The 25,172-nt window shown below is 68.9% G+C and carries 21 protein-coding genes and 1 pseudogene; 12 read left to right on the top strand and 10 right to left on the bottom strand.

The window, feature by feature from the left end; all coding sequences use genetic code 11:
- Positions 1 to 136: 136 nt before the first annotated feature.
- Both ACWF99_RS26065 and ACWF99_RS26060 read left to right on the top strand, forming a co-directional pair.
- On the top strand, positions 137 to 1,339 hold the full coding sequence (locus ACWF99_RS26065; RefSeq protein WP_452537643.1) for a sensor histidine kinase: 1,203 nt from the start codon (positions 137 to 139) through the stop codon (positions 1,337 to 1,339).
- Between the two features lie 11 nt (positions 1,340 to 1,350).
- Positions 1,351 to 1,983 carry a response regulator gene (locus ACWF99_RS26060; RefSeq protein WP_452537642.1) on the top strand — a complete coding sequence of 211 codons (633 nt, stop codon included), beginning with the start codon at positions 1,351 to 1,353 and terminating at the stop codon, positions 1,981 to 1,983.
- A 28-nt stretch (positions 1,984 to 2,011) separates the two neighbouring features.
- Here ACWF99_RS26060 and ACWF99_RS26055 read toward each other — a convergent pair whose 3' ends face one another.
- On the bottom strand, positions 2,012 to 2,506 hold the full coding sequence (locus tag ACWF99_RS26055) for a DM13 domain-containing protein (protein ID WP_452537641.1): 495 nt from the start codon (positions 2,504 to 2,506) through the stop codon (positions 2,012 to 2,014).
- Positions 2,507 to 2,903: 397 nt separating this feature from the next.
- On the opposite strand from ACWF99_RS26055, the pseudogene ACWF99_RS26050 reads away from it, so the two are divergent.
- Positions 2,904 to 3,230: pseudogene (locus ACWF99_RS26050) on the top strand (transglycosylase family protein); the annotation flags it as partial.
- A 43-nt stretch (positions 3,231 to 3,273) separates the two neighbouring features.
- On the opposite strand, the gene ACWF99_RS26045 reads toward ACWF99_RS26050, so the two are convergent.
- Positions 3,274 to 4,548 (bottom strand): PucR family transcriptional regulator, encoded by a 1,275-nt coding sequence (locus tag ACWF99_RS26045; RefSeq protein ID WP_378633106.1) that lies wholly within the window; start codon positions 4,546 to 4,548, stop codon positions 3,274 to 3,276.
- A gap of 192 nt (positions 4,549 to 4,740) precedes the next feature.
- Between ACWF99_RS26045 and ACWF99_RS26040 the strand changes: the two genes are divergently transcribed.
- Both ACWF99_RS26040 and ACWF99_RS26035 read left to right on the top strand, forming a co-directional pair.
- Positions 4,741 to 5,889: an esterase/lipase family protein gene (locus ACWF99_RS26040; RefSeq protein ID WP_378633107.1), complete on the top strand. Its 1,149-nt coding sequence runs from the start codon at positions 4,741 to 4,743 to the stop codon at positions 5,887 to 5,889.
- On the top strand, positions 5,886 to 7,247 hold the full coding sequence (locus ACWF99_RS26035) for a lipase family protein (protein ID WP_452537640.1): 1,362 nt from the start codon (positions 5,886 to 5,888) through the stop codon (positions 7,245 to 7,247). The genes ACWF99_RS26040 and ACWF99_RS26035 overlap by 4 nt, the downstream gene beginning before the upstream one ends.
- Before the next feature lie 536 nt (positions 7,248 to 7,783).
- On the opposite strand, the gene ACWF99_RS26030 is transcribed toward ACWF99_RS26035, so the two are convergent.
- The 3 genes from ACWF99_RS26030 to ACWF99_RS26020 form a co-directional block, all read right to left on the bottom strand.
- Positions 7,784 to 8,464, bottom strand: coding sequence for a hypothetical protein (locus tag ACWF99_RS26030; protein WP_452537639.1), 681 nt, complete (start codon positions 8,462 to 8,464; stop codon positions 7,784 to 7,786).
- A complete protein-coding gene (locus ACWF99_RS26025) occupies positions 8,464 to 9,114 on the bottom strand; it encodes a hypothetical protein (RefSeq protein WP_452537638.1) in 651 nt (216 codons plus the stop codon). The genes ACWF99_RS26030 and ACWF99_RS26025 overlap by 1 nt, the downstream gene beginning before the upstream one ends.
- Positions 9,115 to 9,326: 212 nt before the next feature.
- Complete coding sequence (locus tag ACWF99_RS26020) at positions 9,327 to 9,824, bottom strand: hypothetical protein (protein WP_378633118.1); 498 nt, start codon at positions 9,822 to 9,824, stop codon at positions 9,327 to 9,329.
- A gap of 99 nt (positions 9,825 to 9,923) precedes the next feature.
- On the opposite strand from ACWF99_RS26020, the gene ACWF99_RS26015 reads away from it, so the two are divergent.
- Positions 9,924 to 13,283 carry a WD40 repeat domain-containing protein gene (locus ACWF99_RS26015; RefSeq protein WP_452537637.1) on the top strand — a complete coding sequence of 1,120 codons (3,360 nt, stop codon included), beginning with the start codon at positions 9,924 to 9,926 and terminating at the stop codon, positions 13,281 to 13,283.
- Positions 13,284 to 13,793: 510 nt separating this feature from the next.
- Here the strand turns inward: ACWF99_RS26015 and ACWF99_RS26010 are convergent.
- Entirely contained in the window at positions 13,794 to 14,762 is a 969-nt protein-coding gene (locus tag ACWF99_RS26010) for a cation diffusion facilitator family transporter (RefSeq protein WP_378633122.1), read from the bottom strand.
- Positions 14,763 to 14,977: 215 nt separating this feature from the next.
- Between ACWF99_RS26010 and ACWF99_RS26005 the strand changes: the two genes are divergently transcribed.
- The 3 genes from ACWF99_RS26005 (at position 14,978) to ACWF99_RS25995 (ending at position 18,313) form a co-directional block, all read left to right on the top strand.
- Positions 14,978 to 16,072, top strand: coding sequence for a sensor histidine kinase (locus tag ACWF99_RS26005; RefSeq protein WP_378651695.1), 1,095 nt, complete (start codon positions 14,978 to 14,980; stop codon positions 16,070 to 16,072).
- Positions 16,069 to 16,749: a response regulator gene (locus ACWF99_RS26000; RefSeq protein ID WP_452537636.1), complete on the top strand. Its 681-nt coding sequence runs from the start codon at positions 16,069 to 16,071 to the stop codon at positions 16,747 to 16,749. The genes ACWF99_RS26005 and ACWF99_RS26000 overlap by 4 nt, the downstream gene beginning before the upstream one ends.
- A 76-nt stretch (positions 16,750 to 16,825) precedes the next feature.
- Positions 16,826 to 18,313, top strand: a complete 1,488-nt coding sequence (locus ACWF99_RS25995; RefSeq protein ID WP_452537635.1) for a nitrilase-related carbon-nitrogen hydrolase — start codon at positions 16,826 to 16,828, stop codon at positions 18,311 to 18,313.
- Positions 18,314 to 18,322: 9 nt separating this feature from the next.
- On the opposite strand, the gene ACWF99_RS25990 is transcribed toward ACWF99_RS25995, so the two are convergent.
- Positions 18,323 to 18,658, bottom strand: coding sequence for a hypothetical protein (locus ACWF99_RS25990; protein ID WP_378651687.1), 336 nt, complete (start codon positions 18,656 to 18,658; stop codon positions 18,323 to 18,325).
- Positions 18,659 to 18,900: 242 nt separating this feature from the next.
- Here ACWF99_RS25990 and ACWF99_RS25985 point away from each other — a divergent pair, with 242 nt between their 5' ends.
- From ACWF99_RS25985 to ACWF99_RS25975, 3 genes are all read left to right on the top strand, one after another.
- Positions 18,901 to 19,437, top strand: a complete 537-nt coding sequence (locus ACWF99_RS25985) for a sigma-70 family RNA polymerase sigma factor (RefSeq protein ID WP_452537634.1) — start codon at positions 18,901 to 18,903, stop codon at positions 19,435 to 19,437.
- 187 nt (positions 19,438 to 19,624) lie between these two features.
- Positions 19,625 to 21,259, top strand: a complete 1,635-nt coding sequence (locus ACWF99_RS25980; protein WP_452537633.1) for an N-acetylmuramoyl-L-alanine amidase — start codon at positions 19,625 to 19,627, stop codon at positions 21,257 to 21,259.
- A 129-nt stretch (positions 21,260 to 21,388) separates the two neighbouring features.
- On the top strand, positions 21,389 to 22,420 hold the full coding sequence (locus ACWF99_RS25975) for a CobW family GTP-binding protein (RefSeq protein ID WP_452537632.1): 1,032 nt from the start codon (positions 21,389 to 21,391) through the stop codon (positions 22,418 to 22,420).
- Between the two features lie 2 nt (positions 22,421 to 22,422).
- Here ACWF99_RS25975 and ACWF99_RS25970 read toward each other — a convergent pair whose 3' ends face one another.
- The 3 genes from ACWF99_RS25970 to ACWF99_RS25960 are packed head-to-tail and all read right to left on the bottom strand — an operon-like array spanning position 22,423 to position 25,131.
- On the bottom strand, positions 22,423 to 22,854 hold the full coding sequence (locus ACWF99_RS25970) for a molybdenum cofactor biosynthesis protein MoaE (RefSeq protein ID WP_452537631.1): 432 nt from the start codon (positions 22,852 to 22,854) through the stop codon (positions 22,423 to 22,425).
- Positions 22,847 to 23,929: a bifunctional molybdenum cofactor biosynthesis protein MoaC/MoaB gene (gene moaCB / locus ACWF99_RS25965; protein ID WP_452537630.1), complete on the bottom strand. Its 1,083-nt coding sequence runs from the start codon at positions 23,927 to 23,929 to the stop codon at positions 22,847 to 22,849. Before moaCB ends, ACWF99_RS25970 begins: the two co-directional genes overlap by 8 nt.
- On the bottom strand, positions 23,926 to 25,131 hold the full coding sequence (locus tag ACWF99_RS25960; RefSeq protein ID WP_452537629.1) for a molybdopterin molybdotransferase MoeA: 1,206 nt from the start codon (positions 25,129 to 25,131) through the stop codon (positions 23,926 to 23,928). The genes moaCB and ACWF99_RS25960 overlap by 4 nt, the downstream gene beginning before the upstream one ends.
- Between the last annotated feature and the right edge of the window lie 41 nt (positions 25,132 to 25,172).

The raw sequence follows: 25,172 nt of genomic DNA, 5'->3' as shown, positions 1-25,172 counted from the left end.
CCGGATCGGTCGACACCCGGGTCAACCGATCGGATGACCCACCGCGGGCGATCGCCGGGGGAGAATCGGAGTTTGCCCAGGACCCGTAGGGGCGAGAACCCGCGGCCGCAGCCGTCGAGAGATGCAGGTGGACGACATGACTCAGTTGCTCGGCGCCCAGCGGGACGACACGCGACTGCTTGCCGTCATCGTGCACAGTGCCTTCTATGTCCTGCTGGCCGCTTCCCTGATGCGATGGTTGATCCGGCACAGCGAGACCCGGTCGACGCCGTTGATCGTCGTCCTCTCCGTGGTGATCGCGGTGCTCTACGCGCTGAGCGAGCTGCGGCAATCGGGGCGGCTGGTGTGGTTCGCGCTGTTGGTGCTCACCTGGTCGGTGCTGGTGGTGCTCGCGCCGAGTTTCGCCTGGTGCGCGGTGCCGCTGGTGTACACGGGGTTGCGGATTCTGTCGGAGCGGGTCGCGGTGATCCTGGTCGTCGCGCTCACGGCGCTGGTGGTGGTGAGCCAGGTGCGCATCGCCGGGTGGCTCGATCCGAATCTGGTGCTCGCCCCACCCGCGGTGGCGGCGGTGACCACGGCACTGTTCGTCGGAATGCGCCGTCAGGCCGAACGGCAGGCCGCGCTGATCGACGACCTGGTGCGGACCAGGCGGGAACTGGCAGCCACCGAACGCAGGGAAGGCACCCTGGCTGAGCGGCAACGGCTGGCCATGGAGATCCACGACACCCTCGCACAGGGTCTGTCGAGTCAGCGCATGCTGCTCCAAGCGGCCGACCTGGTGTGGGACAGCGATCCGCAGCTCGCGCACACCCATCTGCGCTCGGCCGCCGCCATCGCCGAACGTGACCTGACCGAGGCCCGCCGGTTCGTCCACGACCTGGCACCGGCCGACCTGGCCGCGGGCGGATCACTGCCCGCCGCGCTGGCCGCGCTGGCCGAGCGGGAGACCACCGACACCCTGAGCGTGCGCTGCCATATAGAAGGAACGCCGGGACCGCTGCCCCAGCGGGTCGAGGCCACCCTGCTGCGCATCGCCCAGGGCGCGCTGGCCAATGTGCGCGAACACGCGGCGGCCACCACCGCCACCATCACGCTGACCAGTCTCGACGACCAGATCGTGCTCGACGTCGCCGACGACGGACGCGGCTTCGACCCCGACGCGCAGACCGACCCGGCACAACATCGCGGCCACGGGTTGCCCGCTGTTCGGGCTCGGGTCCGCCAACTCGGCGGCACCTGCACCGTCGAGTCCGCGCCGGGCGACGGCACCGTGCTCTCGGCCGCCATTCCGCTCGGCACCGTCGCCGGCGCGACCGCGGTCGACCGGTCGGCGGATTAACATCGGCACCTGTGAACCCCACCGTGCGCCTGTTGATCTGTGACGATCACGCTGTCGTCCGCGCCGGACTGCACGCGCTGCTGTCGAGCGCGCCGGATATCGAGGTCATCGGGGAGGCCGCCGACGGGCCGACCGCGGTCACGCTGGCCGCGAACCTGAACCCGGACGTGGTGTTGATGGACCTCCAGCTCGGCAGTGACATGGACGGCGTCGAAGCGACCCGCCGGATCACCGCCCAGCCCGCGCCGACCCCGCACGTCCTGGTACTCACCACCTACGACACCGACGCCGACATCACCCGCGCGATCGAGGCGGGCGCCACCGGATACCTGCTCAAGGCCGAGCGGCCGGAGGAACTGTTCGCCGCCATCCACGCCGCGGCGAGCGGGCAGACCGCCTTGTCCGCGCCGGTCGCCGCCAAGGTGATGGCCAAGATGCGCAATCCAGGACCCACGCTCACCGCGCGTGAGCGCGACATCCTCGGTCAACTCGCCCACGGCCTCGGCAACCGCGAGATCGCGCGCGCCCTCCACATCAGCGAGGCCACGGTGAAGACGCATCTGGGCCGCATCTACGACAAACTCGGCGTCGACACCCGCGCGGCGGCGGTCGCTGTCGCGACCGAGCGCCGCTTGCTCGCCTGACCGGTCGTTATCCCGCTGATCTGCGGGTTTACGCCGGAACGAGGGTGGCGGCGCCGAAGGACACGTGGAAGCGCTCGCACCAGATGCTGACCGACTTCACTGTGGACAGATCGGTACCGGCGGGCAGCTCGTAGTTCTGGTTGCCCTCGTTTCCCTTCAGGGAGCCGAGGTCGATGTGGTTGCCGTCGTCGAAGTTGTGCCAGTCGTCGACGATCACCGGCTGATCGGTGAGCCAGACGTGCAGGGCAGGCCCGTCGGAGGTGTTCAGGTCGACGATCCGGAGCACGATGGTGCCCTCCGACGTGCGCTGGAGCTGGGCGGTGCCGGAGGTGTCGTGCTCATGTGAGACGAAGGTGCCCTCCGCGATGACCGGCGGTGGCGCGCCGTCCACTGCGACGATCGGTGCCTCGTCGACGGTGACCGTGGTGAACAGTCGCCAGGGCTGGAACAGGTAGAGACCTACGCTCACGGCCGCGACCACGCCGAGCGCGATGACGGTGAACAGGGTCCGGCGAGTGCTCATGTGCGCCTCCTTTTCACCCATCATCCCCCGGCCCGACGTGGGCCGCTTGCCCGAATTGCCGGGAAAGAAACGTGACTGGGGTCTCTTGTTCCGCATGAGCCCCGTCACATTACGGCGCTATAACGACAGTGGTGTGATTACGGATTTATTACGGTCGACCAGGGGTGAACAGTGTTCGTTTGGACAATGCTCGCTACAAATGGCGTCGTGATCGGTACGTGATCTCAGGTCGCAAACCGGCTACATTCGATCACGGCTTGAACAACAACCCGAGCCGAATCGAATCGCAGAACGCCAGAAAGCCTGCCCCGTGATTCGAGGATCCCCGACATGACTGAGGGGCAGGGACGCGGTAGTTTCCATCACCGAGTCGGTGGGCGCAGGCAGGAAATACTTTATGTCTTTGAATCGCAAGTTCACCACCCGTGCCCTTGGTCTTGCCGCTGTTGCCGGCGCGATGATCGCCGTTCCGGCCGGTCTGACCACCGCAACCGCCTCGGCGAACAACTGGGACGCCGTGGCGCAGTGCGAGAGCACAGGCAACTGGAACATCAACACCGGTAACGGCTACTACGGCGGCCTGCAGTTCTCGCAGAGCACCTGGGAAGCCTACGGTGGCGCGGGCACCGCCGACAACGCCAGCCGTGAAGAGCAGATCCGCGTGGCCGAGAACGTGCTGGCCGCGCAGGGTCCCGGCGCCTGGCCCGTGTGCAGCGCCTACCTGTAAAGAGCGCTGACAAGTAAGACTTTCCTTGTCGGGAAACGAATTACCCGCTATTCGATGCACACGTCGAATAGCGGGTTTTTTCGTTCTCGAGGGAATCGAGTCGATACACCGTGAGTGACGCGGCGAGCATACGCGAATCTTTCGGATCGGCCGGGTCGAGACCGGTGAGTTCGGCGATCCTGCGCAGGCGATAGGTAAATGTATTCGGGTGCACATGAATAAGTCGTGACGCAGTTTTGCGGTCGGCGCCGTGCACGAGATGCGCTTCCAGCGCATCGATCAGGTGCGGGCTGCTCAGGAGCGGAATCACCCGCTGCGCCAGGCGTTCTCGGGCCGGGCCGGGCCGGGTGAGCTGATATTCGAGCAGCAGATCGTCGAGCCGATAGCAGCCGCCGGGCTTGCCGCGTAGTCGCGCCAGTTCGGTCAGTTCGGTCGCGTCCTTCGCTGCGGCCGGAATGGCGTCACGACTGACGCCGGAGAATTCGGCCAGATACACCGGTACCCCGAACTGGGCCCGCAGTCGGTCGGCGAGTTCGTCGAACTTCGCCGTGTCGAGGATGTCGGTTTCGGAACTGTGACTCAGCAGCGCGATCCCGTGAGCGCCGTCGAAGGTGGCCGGGGTGGTGGTGCCGGTGAGTTCGTCCAAAGCGCGCTGCAACACGCGGATCCGTCGCCTGGTCACCAGGTTGGCCGCGGTGCCCACGCGCGGCGGCTCGCTCAGATGGACCGCCAGCACCGTGTACTGGTCGGCGAGGATCGTGTCGGCGCGGGCCGCGAGCTCCTCGGCGGGCAGGCCGCGAACCAGTGCCGAACACAGCTCCCGGCGCGCCTCGCGTTCGGCGTGATAGATCGACTGCTCGACCTCGGTGTAGGTCTCCACGACCGTCATGTTGATATGGCGCAGCAGATCGAGCAGGCGGTTGCCCACCCGCGCCATCTCCGCGGTCTCGGTGGGCAGAGCCAGCGACAACGCCTCCGCGAACACCGACTGCGCCGAGCCGTGGATCGCGCCGATCAGCATCGGCAACGGCAGCCGGTCCTCGGCGTGACGCTCGGCGACCGGGGCGACGAAGGCCGCGACCTCGGCGTAGGTGAACTCGCGGTCGGCGCCGATCGCCTCGAGTACGGCCCGCCCGCACGCGTAGATGGTCGGTAGCACTTCCGCGGTGAAGTGCCCGTCGGGCAGTTCGGCGGGCGCGTTGGCGCCGAGACCAGCGGCGAGCATGCGTTCGGAGATCTGTGGCCACCGCGTCAGCAGGCGGGCGGTCAGCGCGGGCAGAGCGGGGAGTTCGGAAACGGGGTGTTCGGCGAGCATGACTCGATTGTGTCCGACGACAGCCCGGTAGTGGACCATCCGATCGAAAACGTACAGAACTTGGTTCCCGCGCCAATCCGGTCCAGAGTTTCTCGTTGCCCGGTGCAGTGACATCACTGTGTCCTGGGTCATAGATTCGCAGAGCGCGTCCGAGCTACCTGTTCGTCGACGCGGATCTACGGAAGTGAAACCATGATTGCAACGACGCATTCCCTTCGCCGCGCACTGTGCGGAATCGGCATCGCCGCGGCGCTGACCGTGGCCGCAGGCCCGGCCGGCGCGGCTCCCACGCTGGAACCGACGATCGCCTCGCTGGCCGAATACATGAACGCGGGCACGGTGGCCGCCGCTGACGGCCGCACCCCCACCGCTATCGCCGACACCGGCAGCGCCTCGGGCAGCAGCTCGGGTTCGTCGGGCAGCCGCGCCTCCGACGCCGTCGGTGAGGGCCCCGAGATGTCGGCCTACCTGCCCGCCTTCGCCTACGGCCTGCTCCACCCCGACGCCGCGCCGCCCGGCGCCAACCGCTGGGACTGCAAGCCCTCGGCGCAGCACCCCCGCCCGGTGGTGCTGCTGCACGGCACCTGGCTCAACGCCTACGACACCTTCTCCTATCTCTCGCCCCGCCTCGCCGAGGCCGGGTACTGCGTGTTCGCCTTGAACTTCGGCAAATCCGGGCTGCTGGAGGCCGGTGGACTCGGCGCCGTGCTGCCGGGGCGCTACGGGGTCGGCCCGATGGCCGATTCTTCCCGTCAGGTCGCCGCCTTCATCGAACGAGTACGCGCGGCGACCGGGTCGGACCAGGTCGACATCGTCGGCCATTCCCAGGGCGGCACCATCGCGAATCACTACCTGAAGTTCGAGGGCGGCCAGGGCAAGGTCGGCAAGCTCGTCAGTTTCGGCGCCACCCACCACGGCACCTCGCTGCTCGGGATCGCCACCCTCGGCCGCATGATCAACAACGCCGGCATCGACATCCTGGGCTTCTACCGGCCGATCATCGGCGCTGCCAATGTCGAACAGGCCATCGGCTCGTCGTTCTACACCACCCTCAACGCCACCGGCGACACCGTGCCCGGCGTCGCCTACACCGTGGTCGGTTCCCGCTACGACGAGGTGATGAATCCCCTCGACCTCACCTTCCTGCGGGCCGGGCCGGACGCGACCGTCGACAACATAGCCCTGCAGAACGGCTGTGAGCAGGACGTCTCCGACCACCTGACCATGATGTATTCCCCGCGCGCCGCCTCGATCGCGCTGCGTGCCCTCGACCCGGAAGGCAGTCCCACCTTGACCTGCACGTTCAACCCCTGGTTCTTCGGTGGCGGCGGCAGCCTATGACCGTCGACGCCCCGGCGCCGACCCGGCAGGCCGCGCCGCTGCTCCCGCCCGATGACCCGTTCTACGACGCGCCATCCGGTTTCGACGTGCTCGCGCCGGGGACGGTGGTGCGGTCGCGGCCGGTGGATGTCGCGTTGTTCGGGGTGATCCGGCAGCGGATCACGGCCTGGCAATTGCTGTACCGCACCTGCGATCTCGACGGTGCGCCGGAAGTGTCGGTGACGACGGTGCTGCTGCCATGGGGCGCCGCCGCGCGTCCCCGGCCGCTGGTGTCGTTCCAGTGCGCGATCGATGCGGTTGCCCCGCAGTGCTTTCCGTCGTACGCGTTGCGGAGCGGGGCGTGGACGATCGGTTCGATCGCGCCGCTCGAGCTGCCGATCATCGCGATGGCCCTGGAGCAGGGCTGGGCGGTATCGGTACCCGATCACGAAGGGGCAGGTGGCCGGTTCGGAGCGGCACGTGAACCCGGATACCGTGCGCTGGACGGGATTCGGGCCGCGCTCGACTTCGCCCCGATGGCGCTGACGCCCACCACGGCGGTTGCCCTGTGGGGCTATTCGGGTGGTGGGTTGGCGACGGCGTGGGCCGCCGAACTGGCCGCCGAGTACGCGCCGGAGCTGAACATCGTCGGCGCGGCGGCGGGATCACCGGTGGGTGACCCGGCCGCGGCGTTCGTTCGTCTCAACGGCGGATGGTTCGCCGGGTTCCCGGCGGCGTTCGTCGCGGGATTGCGGCAGGCCTATCCCGAACTCGATCCGGTGCTGAGCGATCACTTCGACGCGCGATATCGCGGTCTGCTCGGTGAGGCCGAGGAGCGCAGCACCTTCGCGCTGCTGCTGCGGTTCGCCCGTCGCGATGTGACCCGGCATCTGCGCGGCGGCATGGGGGAGCTGCTCGCCGAGCCCGTCCTGCGCCGCATTCTCGCCGACATCGAACCCGGCACTCGCGCGCCCGCCGCACCGCTGCTCATCGTCCAGGGGGTGAACGACGAGGTGATCGCCGTCGCCGATATCGACGCCCACGTGCGCCGGTACGAGCAGGCCGGGGCGACGGTGCGCTACCTGCGCGTGCGCCGCGGTTCGCACCTGCCACTCGAATTCCTCATCGTCCCGGCGATTCTCGATTGGCTCACCGACAGATTCGCTGGAACTCCCGCACCGACCGGCACGTGCACCGTTGCCTCCGTCGCCCGCTCACCGCGGGCTCTGCGTACGCACTTCGCGTTCGTGCGGCTGGCGCTGCGGATGCTGGCAGGTATGCCGATCGGTGGGGTGTCACCGGAACGAACCAGCCTGCGTGACAGCGATACCGAACATCCGCACGTGGTCGGTGATGCCTCGATCGCGGTCGAATGCTGAGTCGGTGTACTCCGTGAGACGCGTGCTCGATTGTGGTGGCGTGTCAGGAGCGGCCGCCGTGAGCTGAGCCTCGCCACGCAGTGGCAAGAGCGCGACGAACTCCGCGGTGTCGCGCCGTGTTCGGCTGTCGCTGTCTCGTTGTCGCCGCGCCGCCTCGAGATCGGCCGACGCGGCGAGCTGCCGCGCCGTGTCGTTCCTCGAAGGTGTCATTCCGTGTTCCTCACTACCGGCACCGGCACCGGCCGTCGGAACATAGATGCGCCATGCCCCGGCGGCGGTTCGCCGCGAACCGTTTGCCCCTCGCACGGCATCAGTGTCGGTGAGGGGTTTCACCGACGTTGTCGCCACCACCGCGCCGACGTCGGTGAAGTACTACTGCCCTGGGAGTGACGGCCGCGCCGCCGCTCGCCGAGTGGAGCCGCAGGGGGGTTCCACCCGGTCCGTCGGCGCGCCCTCCCGGGGCGTATCCGAACCCGGTTGCCGGACGAACATCTCCGGCAGCCGGGTTCCGTGCCTTGCACCACAACCCGCGACGATCAGCTCAAACCGGCGACGATCGCCGCCCGTACCGGATCACCGGCAGGTAGGCCCTTGGCCACCCGCCGCCAGGCGTTGCGCCCGGCCGTCAGCGAGCAGCGCACCGCATCGGTCACCGCCGAGACGTGCGTGCTGTCGAGTGCCGCACCCGGCAACAGCGAGATCTCGAGACCCTCGGACATGGTGAGCGCCCTGGTGACGGCCTGCCCGGTGAGCGTGCCGTCGTCACCGGCGTAGAGGACGACGAGCAGTTCGGTGCGCTCGGCACCGAGACGCACCGAGACCCGCACGATGTCGCCCGCCGCGGCCCGAGCGCCGAACGAGTGCACCGAGATTCGCGTCTGCTCCGCGCCCGCGGGCGAGCGTGTGAATTCGATCCCCAACTCCCGGTCGCGCTGCTTCTGCACCGTGCGAGTCGCTGTCTGCTCGCTGTCCGACGACGCGGCGAGCGGCTGCACGGACCAGCCGGGCACCGTCATCACAGCCCGGCGCGCACCGAGGTCGCCGAGCGCGGCTGAGCCGCCCGACACCGCGCCCGCGCGTAACAGTCGCTCGGCGATTCGCGCCCCCGCGGCGGCGGATTCCGCGTCGGCGTCCGGACTGTCGGCCGCGGCGAAGGCGATCAGCACGTCGAGGTCGACAGGCAGACTCAACCGGTCCGCGTCATGATCCGGCGCCATCACGCTGTCTCCTCGTTGTCCCGGTCGTCGAGCTGCGCGCGCACGGCCTCGCGCAGCAATTTGGCGCCTGCCGCGCGTAATCGCTTGACCTTCTCCTGGCTGAACCGCAGGTCGCCGGCCACCTCGCCGGTGGTCTGCACATCGGCATAGCTGCCGTCCGTGGCGATCACGAAGGTCGCGCGGAGCACGGCCGCGGTCTCCGCGTGCGTGATCGAGGCCAGTGCGTCCCGCAAGACTGCGCGGTCGGCGAGCCGGTTCTCGGCGTCGCCGCACCGGTGATCCTCGAGTACCAGGACCGCCGACTCGTAGTCGACCCGCTGGCCGGGGTGGCGTTTCTCGGCGGTGCGACTGCGGCGGTCCTGGAGTACCTGCCACTGGAGCTTCTTGAGCACCAACGCTTTCCAGTGCCGGATCCGCTCGGTGGGCAGCGTCGCGGTGAGTTCGACCATGGTGTCCTGGGCGACGTCTTCGAAGTCGCTGCGCATGTCCGGGTCGAGCCGATCCAGGACGTAGCGCGCTTTGGTCGCCGCATAGGTCGACATGGTGACCAGATCGGCGCCGAAGATGTGATCGACCACCGCCGGGCGCAGGCGTTCGGGGACCTCGCTCCAGCAGGCGCCGAGCCATTCGTCCAAGGGTTCAGTGCTCACCCGGCACCCCCACGCGGCCGACGGCGCGCCCACCACGGCTCGGTTTCTCGACGCTCCCCACGCCGCAGGCCGGGCCGAGGACAGACAGTGGCGCGCGGTACGGGGTCGAGCATGTCGCATCGCGGAGCCTCCTGTCGGGTCGATCGGCTCCTACACAGATGCGGTTGCGGCCCGCGGCGGTTCGCTCAGTCGGCATCGACGGTGTCCACGGATCAGGTCGGGCACGCCGGGGAGGCGACCATGAACGAGAACGCGATCTGGCAGTACCAGGCCTTTTCGACCTTCCACTTCCCGTCCTCGACGACGAAGTTCACGATGAGCGGCTGCGGCGGGCTGTTGTTGATGGAAGCGGTGCCGTCGGCGATCATGCCGGGGGGTGCGGCGCGGGTACCCGTGATGGTGAGCGCGATGGTGGCGCCGCCCTGGCGGGGCGCGTCGGCCACCCGGTTCGGCAGCTCGGGGTCGCTCCCGATGCCCTGGATCAGCTCGAGCTTCTCGGCGTTGGACACGGTGGTGTCGAGCAGCCGTCGCATCAGTTGCCCGACCTCGTCGGCGCCGGGCAGCGGCGGCGGTGCGGAAATCTCTTGCGCGACCACGGCTGTCGGCTTCGCGCCGGTGTCCGTGTCGTCGGCACAGCTCGCCGATACCGGGATCGTGACGAGCAGGGCCGCGGCGGTCAGGGTGCGTCCGGCGATGTGTCGTCTCGACAACGTGGTCCCCTGGGTCGATCGGTGGTGTGCTGGAATTCCATCGTATCGGGGCATTCCCGGCAGGGTCGCCGGTGCTGCCCGGAGGGAGATGGGGGAGACATGGCAGGCGAATCGACCGATCAGCCGACGGATGCGCTGTTGTCCGATGACGCGGTGCTGATCGAGCTGACCGGCGCGTCGCAACGCTGGCTTGCGCTGTGCCGTGCTGCCGTTGCGGCCGGGCCGGATGCCGCGCGCCGATTGCTGGAACACCGGCGGGAGACGGGCGTGCTGGCGAGGCAGTCGCTGGCCCGCTGGAAGGATCTCGCCGCGGACGATCTGCTAGAGGAAGAAGCCGAAGACCGCGACGCGCAGGACCGTCGGATCACCGCGGATCTGTCCGCCGCACGCGCGATGGCGGTGCTGGCGCGGGCATTGACCGGTTCGATCGACACCGACGACGCGTGTGCGGCCTTTCTCGATCACGCCGAACGCGCCGGTCTGACCTCGGTGGGTACCCAGTTGCTGCCCGCGGGCATTCCGATCACCAGCGCGAACGCTCCGCTCGGCGAGATCGTGCGCCATCTCCTCGGACAGGGCGCTCGCGCGGCGCGCGGCTACGCCATCATGGCCGCGCTGGAGTTGTCCGGGCATACCCTCCCGGTCGTGCGCAGCAGCCGGATCAGCGTGCTGTTCGCCAGCTTCGGCGGTGGTGGCGAGGTGGGCGTGCTGCGCCTCGACCAGGTCCGGGGAGGACCGAGCGGCCTGCACCCCGACCCGGCGCGGATGGGTTTTCTGCAGGCCGATCGTGCCTTCACCGACAGCCTCGAAAAAGCATGGCGCATCAGCAGATTGGCCGGCACCGACGCGTGCGTTCGATGGTCGGTCTCGACGCACGGTAGCGCCCCGGCCAACGACATCAACGGCGCGTCGATGGGCGCGGCGTTCGCGGTCGCCCTGGACGATCTCGCACCGCGGCACGCCCTGCTGCGAAAGCTGCGGCCCCGTCGACTCGACCCCGAGTGCGCGGTCACCGCGGGCCTGTCCGGGTCGAATCTGACGGCAGTCGGTGGCTATGCGGGCAAACTGACTGCCGCGCAACGCTCGTCGCTGCGCGTGGTGGTCGCGTCGGAGGCATTGCGGGAAGCCGCCGACGAGGCGCCACAGAATTACGCCGACCGGATCTCGGCCGCCCGCACGGTGACCGAAGCGATCGCCCGGACCCGCACACGGGCCAACCTCGCGCTGTGGATCGTTTCTGTTGCGGCCGGGCTGGCCGTGTTGCTGGCGGTGGTGTCGGTGACCAATGTGGTCCAGCTGCGCATCGGGAACGCGGCCGCTCGCGCGGAATCGAATTCGCGCCTGTTCGCCGGTGTCGCCCGAGGGGGCGGCAATCTCAATCCCGCGCTGTCCCAGCAGATCGCCCTCGCCGCCTATCGCACCGCTCCGACCGAGGAGGCGAGGTCCGCGCTGCTGGAGAACACCGCCACGAATGCGCCGATCCGGATCAGTCCCGGCGTCGTGCTCGGTCGCGGCGTGGTCTTCGATCCCGACGCACCACGCATCGCGACCACCGCGCAGGGCGACGTGATCGCGATCGGCGAAGGTGACGGCTCTGTGGAATTGGTGCGGGTGAGCGAGTCCGGCATCGATCGGTGGCCACGGTTCGCCACCGGGAGCGGGCACATCCGCGGTCTCGCGATGAGCGCCGGTCACGAGTGGTTGGTGGTCGCGGGCGATCTGCGGTCGGCGTTGTGGAACATCGCCGACCCCGGTGCACCGCGCCTGGTGACCGAGCTGCCGCTCGGTGGCCGGTTGCCTTCGTCGGCAGCGCTCAGTCCCGACCTCGGGTTCGTCGCCATCGGCACCCACAGCGCGACTGTGGTGAGCTGGCGCCTCGGCGACGATCCGGCGCACCCGGTCGCCCTGCCGACGATGGCCGGTTCGGGGCAGCGTGCGGAGGTCGCCCTGAGCGATCGCACGCTCGTCGCGGCGGTGCCGTCGTTGTTCGGCGGAATCTGGACCACCACGGTGCGCGCCTGGAACATCGAGACCCTCGACCGCGAGCAGACACCGGTGTTCGACCGCCGCCTCGAACGGCCCGGCGGCGCGGAGGCGAGGTCGGTCGAGTTCAACGGCGACGGCACCGTGCTGGCCGTCGGCCTCAATCCGGGCGAGGTCGCGCGCTGGCGAGTAGGCGCGGACGGCTTCGACCCGATGCCTGCCGTGCCGCGGGGCGCCAACGAATACCTCGACGTATCACCGACCGGGGACGGTCGATCCGCCGTGATCGTCGGCGGCGACACCCGGGCGCGCATTCGCGATCTGGACACCGGCGAGGAGCTGGTCACGCTCCCGATCGACATGGTCGCGCGGGCGCGCTTCCTGCGCGGTGGAAGGTCGCTGGTGACAACGAGTTTCGACCATGCCGTGCATGTGTTCGAACTGCCGGGCCCGGTCGTGTCGACCAGCTCGCTGACGCTGTTCCGGTTTCCGCTCGACCAGCCTGCCCTCCCGCAGGACCTGTTCCCCCACCTGCGAAGTCTGGCCAGAACTCCCTACGCCACCGATCGAGCGCTGCTCGACGGCGACCCCGCCGGCCTGATCGACGTCGTCGCGATCGCCCCGAACGCGGCCAGGGCGGTCACCAGAACCGAATCCACGATCCAGGTATGGGACATCACCGAACCGGTGACTCCGCGTCGTGTCGGCGCGCCGCTCAGCGCGGCAGGCGTCGACATCCGCGCCATCACGTTCAGCCCCGACGGTTCCTTGGCCATCGGCCGCAGCATGACCCAGACCGTCGATCTCTTCGATGTCGCCGGCGAGCCCCGGCTGCGGTCGAGTATCCGATTCGGCCGCGGCTACCCGACCTCCCTCGCGTTCAGCCCGGACGGCGGCCTGCTCGCCGTGGGCAGCCACCGCACCGGCAATGTCAGCGTCTTCTCGACCACCTCCACCGCGCAGCCGATCGCCGAACTGTCCGATCTGCGAACCCCGGGACAGACCATCGCGCTGGCCCTGAGTTCGCGCGACACACTCGCGGTAGGCACTCTCACCGGCGCCTTCGTCTACCAGCTCGGCACGCCGGGTACCCCGCCGCGCGCCCTTGCCGCCCCCGTGGGCGCCAACGGCTCGGCGGGTTCGGTGGCGTTCGATCCGGACGGAACCCTGCTCGCCATCGACGACATCGTCAGCGGCACCATCCTGCTCTGGGACTACTCCGACCCAGCGCACCCCACCGCCTACGCCACCATCGCCCGGGGGCTGCGCCACCGGCAACCCACCATGCTGGCCTTCGCCGCCGGCGGCGCTGTCCTCACCGAGTCCGCGGTCGACGGCACCCTGCGTCAATGGCGCACCGACGCCGCCGCAGAAGCCGATCGGATCTGCGCCAGCGGCACCACCCCGATCACCCGCGAGGAATGGGCGGGCGCCCTCCCCGGCCACGCCTATGTGAACACCTGCCCGGCACGCTGACCGATACCCCCTGGCCGGAGTATTCGCATTTGTGTGTGACGCTGTGTAGCGGTGCCCCTATTTCTTGGGGCAATGGAAATGCGGCCTTATCGGATGTCGCAATACGAATCTCATAGAGTTCTCAGAATTAATTAAGGAACAGTGGGTATCGCGCGAAAATGCCAGGTGGGGGCAGTTTTGTGGCCGTACTGTTACCAGTGTCACTAAATCGGAAAATCCGTAACCCGTCGCGTTTTAGTGTCGATATGCCATTCGTAAGCCAGCTCCGGCTGGGCCTATGCGAGAAACAGAGGAATTACTATGATCCCCGTTATCATCGACACCGGTAGCGCTGCCCTGGGCGGCCTCTTCGACACCCTCGGCGCCGCACTGCACGGGCTGGTCGACACCCTGTGGACCGGTTCCTTCGGCGGCTGAATCAGCCCCATAGGTCGATGAAACGACCTGGTCCTCGCTAGCGCGTGACCGACGAGAAGGCCTCGCACCCGATGGGTGTGGGGCCTTCCCTCGTCAGTGGGTGTGGGGCGCCTGTTGGGACACGTGCTTGGGACCGTGCGAGTCGGCGCACGGGTGGGAGTCACGGTTGCCGATGTCGAGCAGTTTCGGGCTGGCGTGGTCGACCTGCAGGGTGACGTGCTCGATGTGGTGGTCGTGGTCGAGCATGTGCGCGATGTCCTCGCGGACCGCATGGCAATCGTGGCCGGGCTGGACGAGAACGTGGGCCGACAGCGCGGGGGAGCCGGAGGTGATTTCCCAGATGTGAAGGTCGTGGACTTCGGTGACGCCGTCGCGCGCGGCCATGTCGCGACCGATCTGCGCCGGGTCGAGATGTTCGGGCGCGGCCTCGAGGAAGATCCGGCTCGACGCCTTGATCAGCCCGATGCCGGCCTTGATCATCAGCGCCACCACGATCAGCGTCGCGACGACGTCTGCCTGGACCCAGCCGGTGAGGATGATGATCAGGCCGGCGACGGCGGTGGCGATGAACGCGAACAGGTCGTTGAGGATGTGCTGGTAGGCGCCCTCGACATTGAGACTGGTGCGATCGGCGCGGCTGATCATCCAAGTCGCGAGCACGTTCACAGCGACGCCGACCAGCGCGGTGATCAGCACCAGCCAGCCGTGTACCTCCGGCGGCTCGAACAGTCGGCGAATCGCCTCGTAGCCGAGCCACAGTGCCAGCAGCAGCAGCGTCAGCCCGTTGGCCTGGGCCGACAGGATCTCGGCCCGCTTCCAGCCGAATGTCATCCGCCCGGTCGCCGGTCGCGCCGCGAGCCGGATCGCCCACAGCGCCAGTGCGATCGAGGCGGCGTCGGTGGTCATGTGTGCCGCGTCGGAGAGCAGCGCCAGCGAATCGGCGATGATGCCGACGATCACTTCGCCGATCAGGAAGGTGACGATCACCGCCAGCGCGCCGGCCAGCCAGCGCCGATCGCTGTCGGCCGATACCCCGTGGTCGTGCCCGTGCCCTGCGCCCATCGCGTTCCCCTTCTCCTGCGGTCCGATCGGTCGCAATCATATGCACACATCGCTATGTATGCAATTCGTTCTTGGTCGAGCGCGATCGTCGCTGGTCATCGGATGTTGCCGCGTCGAATTCCACCCTATGCCTGAGCGTACGGTCGCGGTGCTGCCCATCGAATCACTCTCGAGAGTGAGGTGCGGTGGACTGTTTGCGGACAGACTGGGACGTCGTGGGAGTACCTCGGGAACATCCGTCGCCGCTGGACGCACTGATCGCCGCCGTCGTAACGGTCGCGAGCGTCGTGCCCGCGCTTGTCGTCGGTGCGTCGTGGTGGGTTGTCGGGCTGTCGGTCCTCGCATCGGCGCCGGTGCTGTGGCGGCGTCGGGCGCCGGTGGGGGTGCTGTGCGTGGTCGGGCCGGCGATCACGGCGCTCGGCTGTGTGCACGCGTTGCCGGTGCTGCCGTTCGGCACGGTCGTCTGTGTGTACACGATCGCGGCGTACTGTTCCGCGCGGCAGCGTCGGCTGACCTTCGTACTGGTCGCGGTGGGAATTCTGGTGTCGCTGCTGGTGCCACGCGAGCCCGCTGATTCGTACGCCTATGCCGCGATGTCGTTCATGACGGCATGGGCGCTCGGGTCGGGCGTGCGTGCGAAGCAGGCACAGATCGACGCGCTCGCCGAACGGACACGACGTCTCGACGACGAACGCGAGGCCGCGGTGGTCCGCGAGCGGTTGCGGATCGCCCGGGACATGCACGACGGGCTGGCCCACACCGTCGGCGCGATGATCGTGCGCGCCGAAACCGGTCCGCTGCTGGATCGGGCGGATGCCGACGCGGCCTTCGCGGCGATCGCCGACGGTGGACGTGATGCCCTGCGGGAACTACGCCACAGCATCGGTGTGCTCCGCGAGGACGATCCGCCGCATCAACCGGGGGTGGCGGCTATCGCCGATCTCGTCGCCCTCGCCGAACACGGGGGTCTGACCGCGCGTTTCACCGAGCACGGAACCCGCCTGCCGATCTCACCGCAAGCCGATGCCGCCGCGTACCGGATCGTGCAGGAGGCGCTGACCAATACGGGCAAGCACGCGAAGGCGACGCGGGTCGAGGTGGCGCTGAGCTGGTCATCGGGTCGGCTCGGGGTGCGGATCGCCGACGACGGCACCGCCGTGGAACATGCGCGGGCGGGCGCGGGCCCGACGGGCTTCGGTTTGGTCGGGATGGCCGAACGGGTACAGGCGTGCGGCGGCTTGCTGCGGGCGGAGCCGACGCGTGCCGGGTTCGTGGTGTCGGCCGATCTGCCACTGGCACAGAGGAGTTGACGGTGCGGGTGCTCGTTGTCGACGACCAGGAATTGTTCCGTGCCGGGTTCCGCCTCATCCTGGAATCCGAACCCGACATCGAGGTGGTGGGGGAGGCCTCCGACGGTGTGGAAGCGGTGACGGCGGCCCGGCGGCTCGTCCCCGACGTGGTGGTGATGGACGTGCGGATGCCCCGGCTGGACGGGGTGGCGGCCACTGCGCGGATCTGCGCGGAAACCGCGGCAAAAGTACTGGTGCTCACCATGTTCGATGTCGACGAGTACGTCTATGCCGCCTTGCGGGCGGGTGCGAGCGGGTTCCTGCTCAAAGACGCACGCAGGGCCGAATTGATCGGTGGCGTCAGGGTTGTCGCCGCCGGCGACGCACTGCTGGCTCCCTCGGTGACGCGGCGGCTGATCGCCGAGGTCGCCGGACGCGCGCGTGCCCACCCGGAAGCGTCCGCGCAGCTGGCCGTGCTGACCCCGCGGGAACGCGACATCCTGCGTGAACTCGCCGCCGGCCGATCGAACACGGAACTCGCGACGCGGCTGGTTGTCACCGAACACACCGTGAAAACTCATGTCAGCTCCGTTCTTTCGAAGCTGGGGCTGCGCGATCGGGCGCAGGCGGTGGTCTTCGCCTACGAATCCGGAATGGTGTCGCCGGGGGACAATCAATTGCCGGGTGGTGTGCGATGAGCTCACTCGCGAGAGGGAGACGAGTCCGCTCGCACGGGCGATGTGCGGGGACCCGCTCCACCGTGACGATTGTCGCGTGACATCTACTGAAGAGGCTGTGCGCGAAGAGTTCTCCGGGCGAACCGGCCGACGAATGCCCGGTCGGGAGCTGACGGCTTGGTCGGCCGCCACGGTGAGTTCGGCGGTGTTGTGGAGTATCGGCACCGGTCTGCAGCCGGTCCCCGGAGTTGCCCTCCTCGCCCCGATCCCGGTGCTGTGGCTGGCCCCACGGCGCTCAGCTCGGGCGGTGTACGCGGCGGCGGTGCTGTCCTGGCTCGGCGGCAACGCCGAATACTGGTCCTATTTCACCGACACCCTGGAGCAACCCGAGGCGACCGCCGTCGCCCTGTTGGTCGGCAGCGCACTCACCTTCGGGGTCTGTGTGGCGCTCTTCCGAAAGCTGTTGATGCAGAACAGGTTCGGGTTGGCTGTGCTCGCGCTACCCGCCGCATGGACCGCCGCCGAGTTCCTGTTCGGTCTGGTCGGCGGGATCGGCGCGTGGTGGAGCATCGGCTACTCCCAGGCCGGGGTCGACCCGATCGTGGGTGTCGCTTCGCTGACCGGGGTGTGGGGGATCAGCTTCCTCGTGCTCGCGGTGCCCAGTGCCGTTGGCACGATGACGGCACCCGGCATCCGAGCGCCACGCCTGCTGAGGACAGCGGGCGTGACGGCCACGGTCGTAACCTTCGCCATCGGCACAGGTCTGTGGTGTTCCGCGGCGGCGAGCGGCGGTCCGGTGACACGGGTGGGGCTGGTGGCTCTCGCACAGCCGCCGATGTATGTTCCTGTCGCGTCGCCCGACGGTGCGCGGATGATCGCCGAGGCGGTCACCGCCGTCGACGAACTCGCCGATCAGGGCGCCGAGGTCATCGTGTTCTCCGAGAAGGCATGGCATGCACGACGATCCGACCTCTTCCTGTTGCGCGACCCGCTCACCGCCGTAGCCGCTCGCCGTGGCATCCACGTGGTCGTCGGCCTGGAACTCGAGCAACCGGGCGGCACCGTCAACGCCGCCATCGCCTATCCGGGCGAAACCCTCTACGCCAAGCGCTATCTCGTCCCCGGGCTCGAGTCCCGCCTACAACGCGGTGCGACGCCGGTCCAGATCCCCGGCCGCTCGTGGGCGCTCGCGATCTGCGCCGACCTCGACCACCCGGCCCTCGTTCGCCAGAACCGCGCCGACGGCGCGACGCTCCTGCTCGCGCCTGCGCTGGATTTCAGCGTCGATCACTGGTTACACAGCCGGATGGCGGCGGTACGGGCCGTCGAATCGGGCATCGCCGTCGCCCGCCCCGCCCAGCTCGGCGAGCTGACCGCCACCGACGCACAGGGCGCCGTTCGAGCCTCCGTCCGCACCGGCATCACCGAAACCCACACGGTGCTGGCCGACATCCGCACCGCCGGCGATCGCACTCCCTACGTCCGCTGGGGCGACTGGTTCGGCGCACTCGCGATCGCGCTGGCTGTGGCCTGCGGACTCGCCGCCCTGCGTCGCCGTAGCCACTCGACCGAGGAGACGTCGTGAACTACTCGATCAGTCCTGATCGGGCCAGGAATCGGCGACGACCAACTGTCCCGCCGCCAGGAGCAGCGCGTAGTGCGCGGCGATCACGCCGGTCGGATAGGTCGGCCAGAACGACACCGCCCCGGTCACCTTGTCGATCACGTAGACCGAGCCGCCGATCGGGATCGGCCGATCCGGTGGCGCGTGCAACGGCTCAACCGCGAAAACCGCGAAGCCGTCCGCGAATTCGACGATCTGCCGATCGTGACCCGGCAGGTCGACTGGTAGGTGTTCGGCCGCCACTCGGGTGGCCTCGGCCCGGTCGACCGGCGTCTGCGCGTCGGTCGGATATGCATGGATGTCCACTTGTTCGCTCCTCGCGGGCGATTGTCGTCGCCCCGGTCCGATCGTGCTGGACTTCGCTCGAATGCGCGAACCCGCGATGATCGGGTCCGGAAACGAACGAGCCCGGCGTCCCTGCTCCCCCCTCCTGGAGCAGGCCCGGCCGGGCTCGCAAGAACTACCTTCCGGCACGGCCCCAGCAGGATCCTGAAGAGCCGCTTAACGCGCGGCGTTGTCATCGGCGCGGTCCACCGCGATAACCCCATATGACGGACAACACCTGCGGTGCGCACTGCGCGCGCCTGTGTACCAGGGACGGGCTGGCCGAGGTGCTGGCCACCGATCGCGGTCTGCTGCACTGGCGGGCCATGCGCAGCCTCGGCGACGCGGGCCTGGCCGAGCACGCGGTGCAGGAGACCTTGCTGCGTGGCTGGCGTTCGTGTCACGACTTCGACGGTCGCAAGGGCAGCGTGCGGACCTGGCTGCTCGCGATCGAACACAACGTCATCATCGACATCGTGCGGGCCAGAGCCGTCCGCCCCGGTGATGTGGGCTGGGACGACATCACTGAGGTGCCGGTCTGCGGCAAACCGGATTTCGCCGACGGTCTGGTCGACGGGTTACTGGTCGATCAACTCCTCGCTCGGCTCCCGGAACCGCAGCGGGCAGCCGTGACCGAGGTGATCTTGCACGACCGCGGATACCGGGAAGTCGCCGCCGATTTCGGTGTTCCGATCGGGACCGTGAAGACCCGGGTTCACTACGCGCTGCGGTCGCTGCGCCAATTGCCAGAAGTTGCCTGAACTAGCCCGCTGACGGCTCAGCTGGGCATCCGACCAGCGTCTTTTGATACTCCTATCCAGTTACATTTCGGTAACTGTGCTTGCCCTGTGGTTGTCAACGTTGCAAGAGTGAACCACTGGGTTTGGTGTTACCAGGTGTTACCAATGGGAAGGGAGGGGTGCTCCGGTCCCGGAGCACCGACCGAACATGCAACCAAACATCATCAAGGCCGGAATCTGCTCTACCGTCTCCGCCGCGGTGGTGGTGTCGCTGTCGGGATTGGTCCCCGTGACCGCCCACGCCGCCCCTGAACCAGCGACCAGCGAGCAGCTCGCCGGTAAGACGATCTTCCTCGACCCCGGTCACCAGGGGACGGCGCATTCCGAGGACCTGAGCCGCCAGGTCGACAACGGTCGCGGCGGTACCAAGGACTGCCAGACCACCGGCATGACCTCGCTCAACGGCATCCCCGAGCACACCATCAACTGGGATGTCGCCCAGCTCGTGCGCGCATCTCTGGAGGCACTGGGTGCCGATGTGGTGCTGAGCCGCGCCGACGACACCGGGTGGGGCGGCTGCGTCGACGATCGCGCGCGCGCCGCCAACCAGTCCGGCGCCGACGTGGCGGTGAGCATTCACGCCGACAGCGCGGGCCCCGACCAGCACGGCTTCCACATGATCGTGCCCCAGCTGCCCATTCCCGACTCGATCGCCGACAAGGCGCAATCCGGTGGTGGGCGACTCGTGTCGAGCGCGGTCCGCGACGCCTACCTGGCGGCCGGCTTCTCACCCGCGAACTACGCGGGCGTCAAGGCGGGCCTGCAGACCCGCGAGGATGTGGCGGGCCCGGCGCTGACGCAGGTGCCGCTGGTGTTCGTCGAGATGGGCAACGGCGCCAATGTCGACGACGCCGCCCGCCTGGAATCGCGCGAAGGCCAGCTCGAGCACGCGGTCGCCATCGCGACCGGCGTCGTCGGGTTCCTGCTGAACAAGCCGATTCCCGCCTACGCCGCCGCGCCGGGTCGGATACCGGTCGCGACGACCGCTCAGGAACCCGAGCGGGCACCCGCCGCCGACCCGACCGAGGCCCCCTCGCCCAGCACCGACGCCCCCGCGCCCGGACCGGCGGGGAGCCAGAACGGAGCTTCCGCCCCGGCCGAGGATCCCAACGGCGCCGGAACTCCCGCCGAGGGTACGAACGGCGCGCCGGCGCCCACCACCGATCCGGCCGAACCCGCACAGCCGTCGACGAAGCCCAGCGGGACCACCGCGTCGGCGCCGGAGTCCGGCACGACGGCACCCGCACCGGCCCAGTCGCCCGCTTCGACGACTGCGACGCCGGGAGCGAAAGCGCCCGCCCACGCTCCCGCGCCGGCACCCGCACCCGCCCAGGCTCCCGCGCCCGACCGGGCACCGACCGATTCGTCCGCGCCTCCCAGTGGCTCGGGCGATCGGACGGCACCGTCGGAGGACCAGGCTCCCGCCGACGCCAACGCGCCTGCCACTGCCGCTCCGATCCCCGAGCGGGTCCCGATCGCGAATCCGGTTCCGGTAGCCCCCGTCCGCACCGCGTCTCCCGGCGCCCCGGCCCGCACCGCGTCACCCGAGGCTCCCGCCGCACCGTCCACCACCACCCCGAAGAACCGCGGCACCAGCCCGAAATCCCAGGCGACGCCCAACGAATCCGAGCTCGATCTGAGCACGCTCGGCGGTCCGATCACCACCGTCATGACGCTGCTCATGCCGCTGGCTCAAGCGCTCGGCATGGACGAGTCGACCATCCCCGGCCAGCTGATCAATCTCGCGTACACCCTGGTAGGCATGGTTTTCAGCCCGTCCTGACAACGGTTCGCCGCACGTCGACCCGCCCACCTCTGATCGCAGGGGTGGGCGGTGTGCCGCTTGGGGGCGGACGGAGGGAGTCCGGGCGTGGTGGACCGGTCGCCTCCGCCGCGGTGACGTGGTGGCAGCATGGGTGCGGTGATTCCTGTCGTGATCGTTGCTGGGTTTCTCGGTTCGGGGAAGACGACCCTGCTCAATTACCTGTTGCGCAACAATCGGGGGACCCGGATCGGGGTGGTGGTCAACGATTTCGGGGCGGTGAACATCGACGCGATGCTGGTGGCGGGGCAGGTCGACGCGATGGTGTCGCTCGGCAACGGGTGTGTGTGCTGCGCGGTGGACGTGTCCGAACTCGACGATCTGTTCGCGCAGCTGGCGCAACCGCGCAGCGCGGTGGATGTGATCGTGGTCGAGGCCAGCGGACTGGCCGAGCCGCGCAACCTGATCCGGATGGTGATCGCCAACCCCAACCCGCGCATCGCCTACGGCGGCCTGGTCGAAGTGGTCGATGCCGAGCAGTTCGCCGCCACCAGCACGCGACATCCCGAGCTGGTGACGCATCTGCGGATGGCGGATCTGGTGCTGGTGAACAAGGCCGATCGAGTCGGGGCCGAGGCGCTGGCCGGTTTGCGCGCACAGCTGACCGACTGGGTGGGGCAGGTGCCGGTCTACGCGACGACGCACGGCCGCATCGACCCCGGCCTGCTGTTCGACGATCGGGTACCCGAGCAGCCGAAAACAGCCGAGCAACTGAGCTTCGACACGCTGCTCGACGACCATGATCACGACAACCCCGACCATCGCCACCTTCACGACGACTACGTCTCGGTAGCGTTCACGAGCGAGCGCGCGTTGAATCCGCGTGCGCTGGTGGCCTTTCTGGAAGATCCGCCGTCAGGGCTGTTCCGTGCCAAGGGATGTGTCGCGTTCGCGGTGGCAGGCGAGCGCCGCAAGTTCGAAGTGCACCTGGTGGGCCGGCACGTGGTCGTCACTCCTGGAAGCTGGGCGCGCGGCGAGCGCCGTGTCTCGAATCTGGTGCTGATCGGTGCCGGACTGGATACGGTCGCGGCATTGAAACGCTTGCACGACACAGTCTTCGACGGTGAGACGCCGTTGGACGAGCAGGAGATGCTCGGTGTGTGGCGGTACGCCACGCAGTAGCGTCAGCCGCAGGCGTTGACCCATTCGGAAAGCCCGTCGGCGAACGACTGCCGCTTCCAGATCGGCACCTCGTGCTTGATCCGGTCGACCAGCTCGGCACAGACCGTGAACGCCTCGGCCCGATGCGGCGCGGCCACCGCCACCACGATCGCCAGCCCGCCGATCGTGAGCGACCCGATGCGATGCGTCGCCGCGACCGGAAGTCCGCTCGCCTGCGCCACTTCCGCGCAGATCGCGTGCAGGAAGCGCTCGGCCTGGGGATGCGCGGAGTACTCCAGCGACGTCACCGCCTGGCCGCCGTCGTGGTTGCGCACCTTGCCGGTGAACACCACCACCGCGCCGAATTCCGGTCCGTCGACCGCCTTCTCGACGGCGAGGGGATCGAGGTCCTGATCGCTGATGGTCGCCAGCCGAACCGCACCGAAGTCACTCATGGTTGCCGCCTCCGGCTACTTGCGCGAGCAGATGATCCAACAGCGGTTCCAGCACCGCCGTCCCGTCCTTCACCCCGCCGGGCGAACCGGGCAGGTTCACGACAACGGTCCCGCCGGCCAGCCCGGCAACGCCGCGACTCAGCGCGGCGAGGGGGAACTTCGCGGTCCCGCGCTGCCGAATGGCATCGGCGACACCGGGTAGCTCACGATCGAGCACGGCGCGGGTGGCCTCGGGCGTCGCGTCGGTGGGTGAGGCGCCGGTGCCACCGGTGGTGATGACGAGCGCCGGCGCCCCGCTGAGTGCGTCGGCCAGCCCGGCGGCGATCTCGGCATCGGCGTAGACCAGTGGCCCACGCACCGAAAAACCTCGCGCCGTCAGCCAGTCGACGAGGACGGGCCCGGTGGTGTCGGTGCGGGTACCGGCCGCGGTACCGGTAGACGCGACAACCACGACCGCGGTCCGCGAAAAGGTCGGGGCGTCAGACGATTCCGCCGCAGCGCCGTCCTGGGATTCGGTGGTCGCCGGCAGCGCGGACTCGGCGCCGGCACCCGCGTCCACCTGTGCCGATCGGTCGAGCGCCGGTGTGCCGGTGTCGGATCGACCCTCGGGTCGCACCCAATGCCCGTGCTTTCCACCCTCTTTGGTGATCAGCCGAACCCCGTTCATCACGGCAGCGGGATCCACCGCCTTCACCATGTCGTGCAGGGTCAGCCCGGCCACGGCGACAGCGGTCAGTGCTTCCATCTCGACCCCGGTGGGCCCCTTGGTCTTCGCGGTCGCCTCGACTGTGATGGTGGTCTCGGTGAACCCGAACTCCACCTTCACCGACGACAACGCCAGCTGATGGCACAGCGGGATCAGCTCGGAAGTCTTTTTCGCACCGGCGATTCCGGCCAGTCGTGCCGTGGACAGCACATCGGCCTTGGGCATTCCCTCGGCCCGCACCAACGCGACCACTTCCGCGGTCGTCTGCAATTCGCCTGCGGCGACAGCGATCCGGGTGGTGTCGGCTTTCGCGCTGACGTCGACCATGCGCGCGCGACCCTCGCGGTCGACGTGGGACAACTCGCTCATAGCGATAAGATTCGCACAGCGACACCGGCGGCCAGCGAGGTGACCTCGGCGGGAACGTCGACGAGGACATCGGCCCAGGCCATCCCCGCGATGAGATGTGAGCCGGGGCCCGAGATCACTTCCACCCCGTCCTCGGTCAGCAGGCCGCGCAGGTATTGGCGACGACCGGCGGGGGAGCGAAGCGGCGTGAGCAGGGTGGTCTCGCCGCTCACGAGCTCCGGCAATCCGGCCAGCGCGCGCACGGCGGGGCGCGCGAACACGGCGTACGACACCATCGTGCTCACCGGATTGCCCGGGAAGCTGAGCACGGGGACCTCGTCGACCACGGTGTAGCCCTGCGGTCCGCCCGGCTGCACCGCGACCGAGCCGAAGGTCCCGCCGAGCGGACCCAGCACATCCTTGACGACCTCGAAGTCACCCTTGGACACGCCACCGGAGGTGAACACCAGATCGGCGACGGCGGTCGCGGCGTGCAATACCGAGGTGAACACCGCGGGGTCGTCGGTGCTGTGCGCGACCTCGACCACCTCGACACCGTCGGCCCGCAACGCGGCGGCCAGCGCGATGCCGTTGGAGTTGTAGATCTGGCCAGGGGCCAGCTCGGTGCCCGCGGGCTGGAGTTCGTCCCCGGTGGTGATGCAGACAGCGCGTAATCGACTCAGGGCAGGCACCGTGGGCAGGCCGACAGCGGCCAGTGCGGCGATATGGCGGGGCGCGAGCACCGTGCCTGCCCGCGCGACGAGCTCGCCGGTGCGCACATCGGTACCGGCTTCGCGCACGAATTCGCCACGTCCGCGGCCACGTTCGACCACGATCCGGCCCTCGACCGCCTGCACATCCTCGACCGGCACCACACAGTCGGCGCCGGGGGGCATCGGCGCACCGGTCATCACCTTCACCGCGGATCCGGCGGGCAGCGCGTCGGTGCCCGGCTTACCCGCCGCCACCACGCCGGCCACCGGCAGGGTGACCGGGGTGACGGCCACATCGGCCGCCCGCACCGCGTAGCCGTCCATCGCCGAGTTACGGAACACCGGCAGATCGATCGGCGACATCACATCGGCCGACAGCGTGCGGCCGAGCGCCTCGGGTACCGGCACCTGTTCATCCGGGCGGTCGGCGAGGCGGGCCAGCAGCGCGGCGACGGTGTCGCGGTACTCGTCGACGCTGCGCGCCGACGCGGTAGCGGGCCGGGGAGTCATGCTGCCAGCTTAATCGCCGGCGTCGGGGCCGGTCGGCGTCG

The organism is Nocardia sp. NPDC055002 (assembly GCF_053608825.1).
Note: the sequence above shows the minus strand (reverse complement) of the source record. Positions and strands in the feature narration are given on the sequence as shown.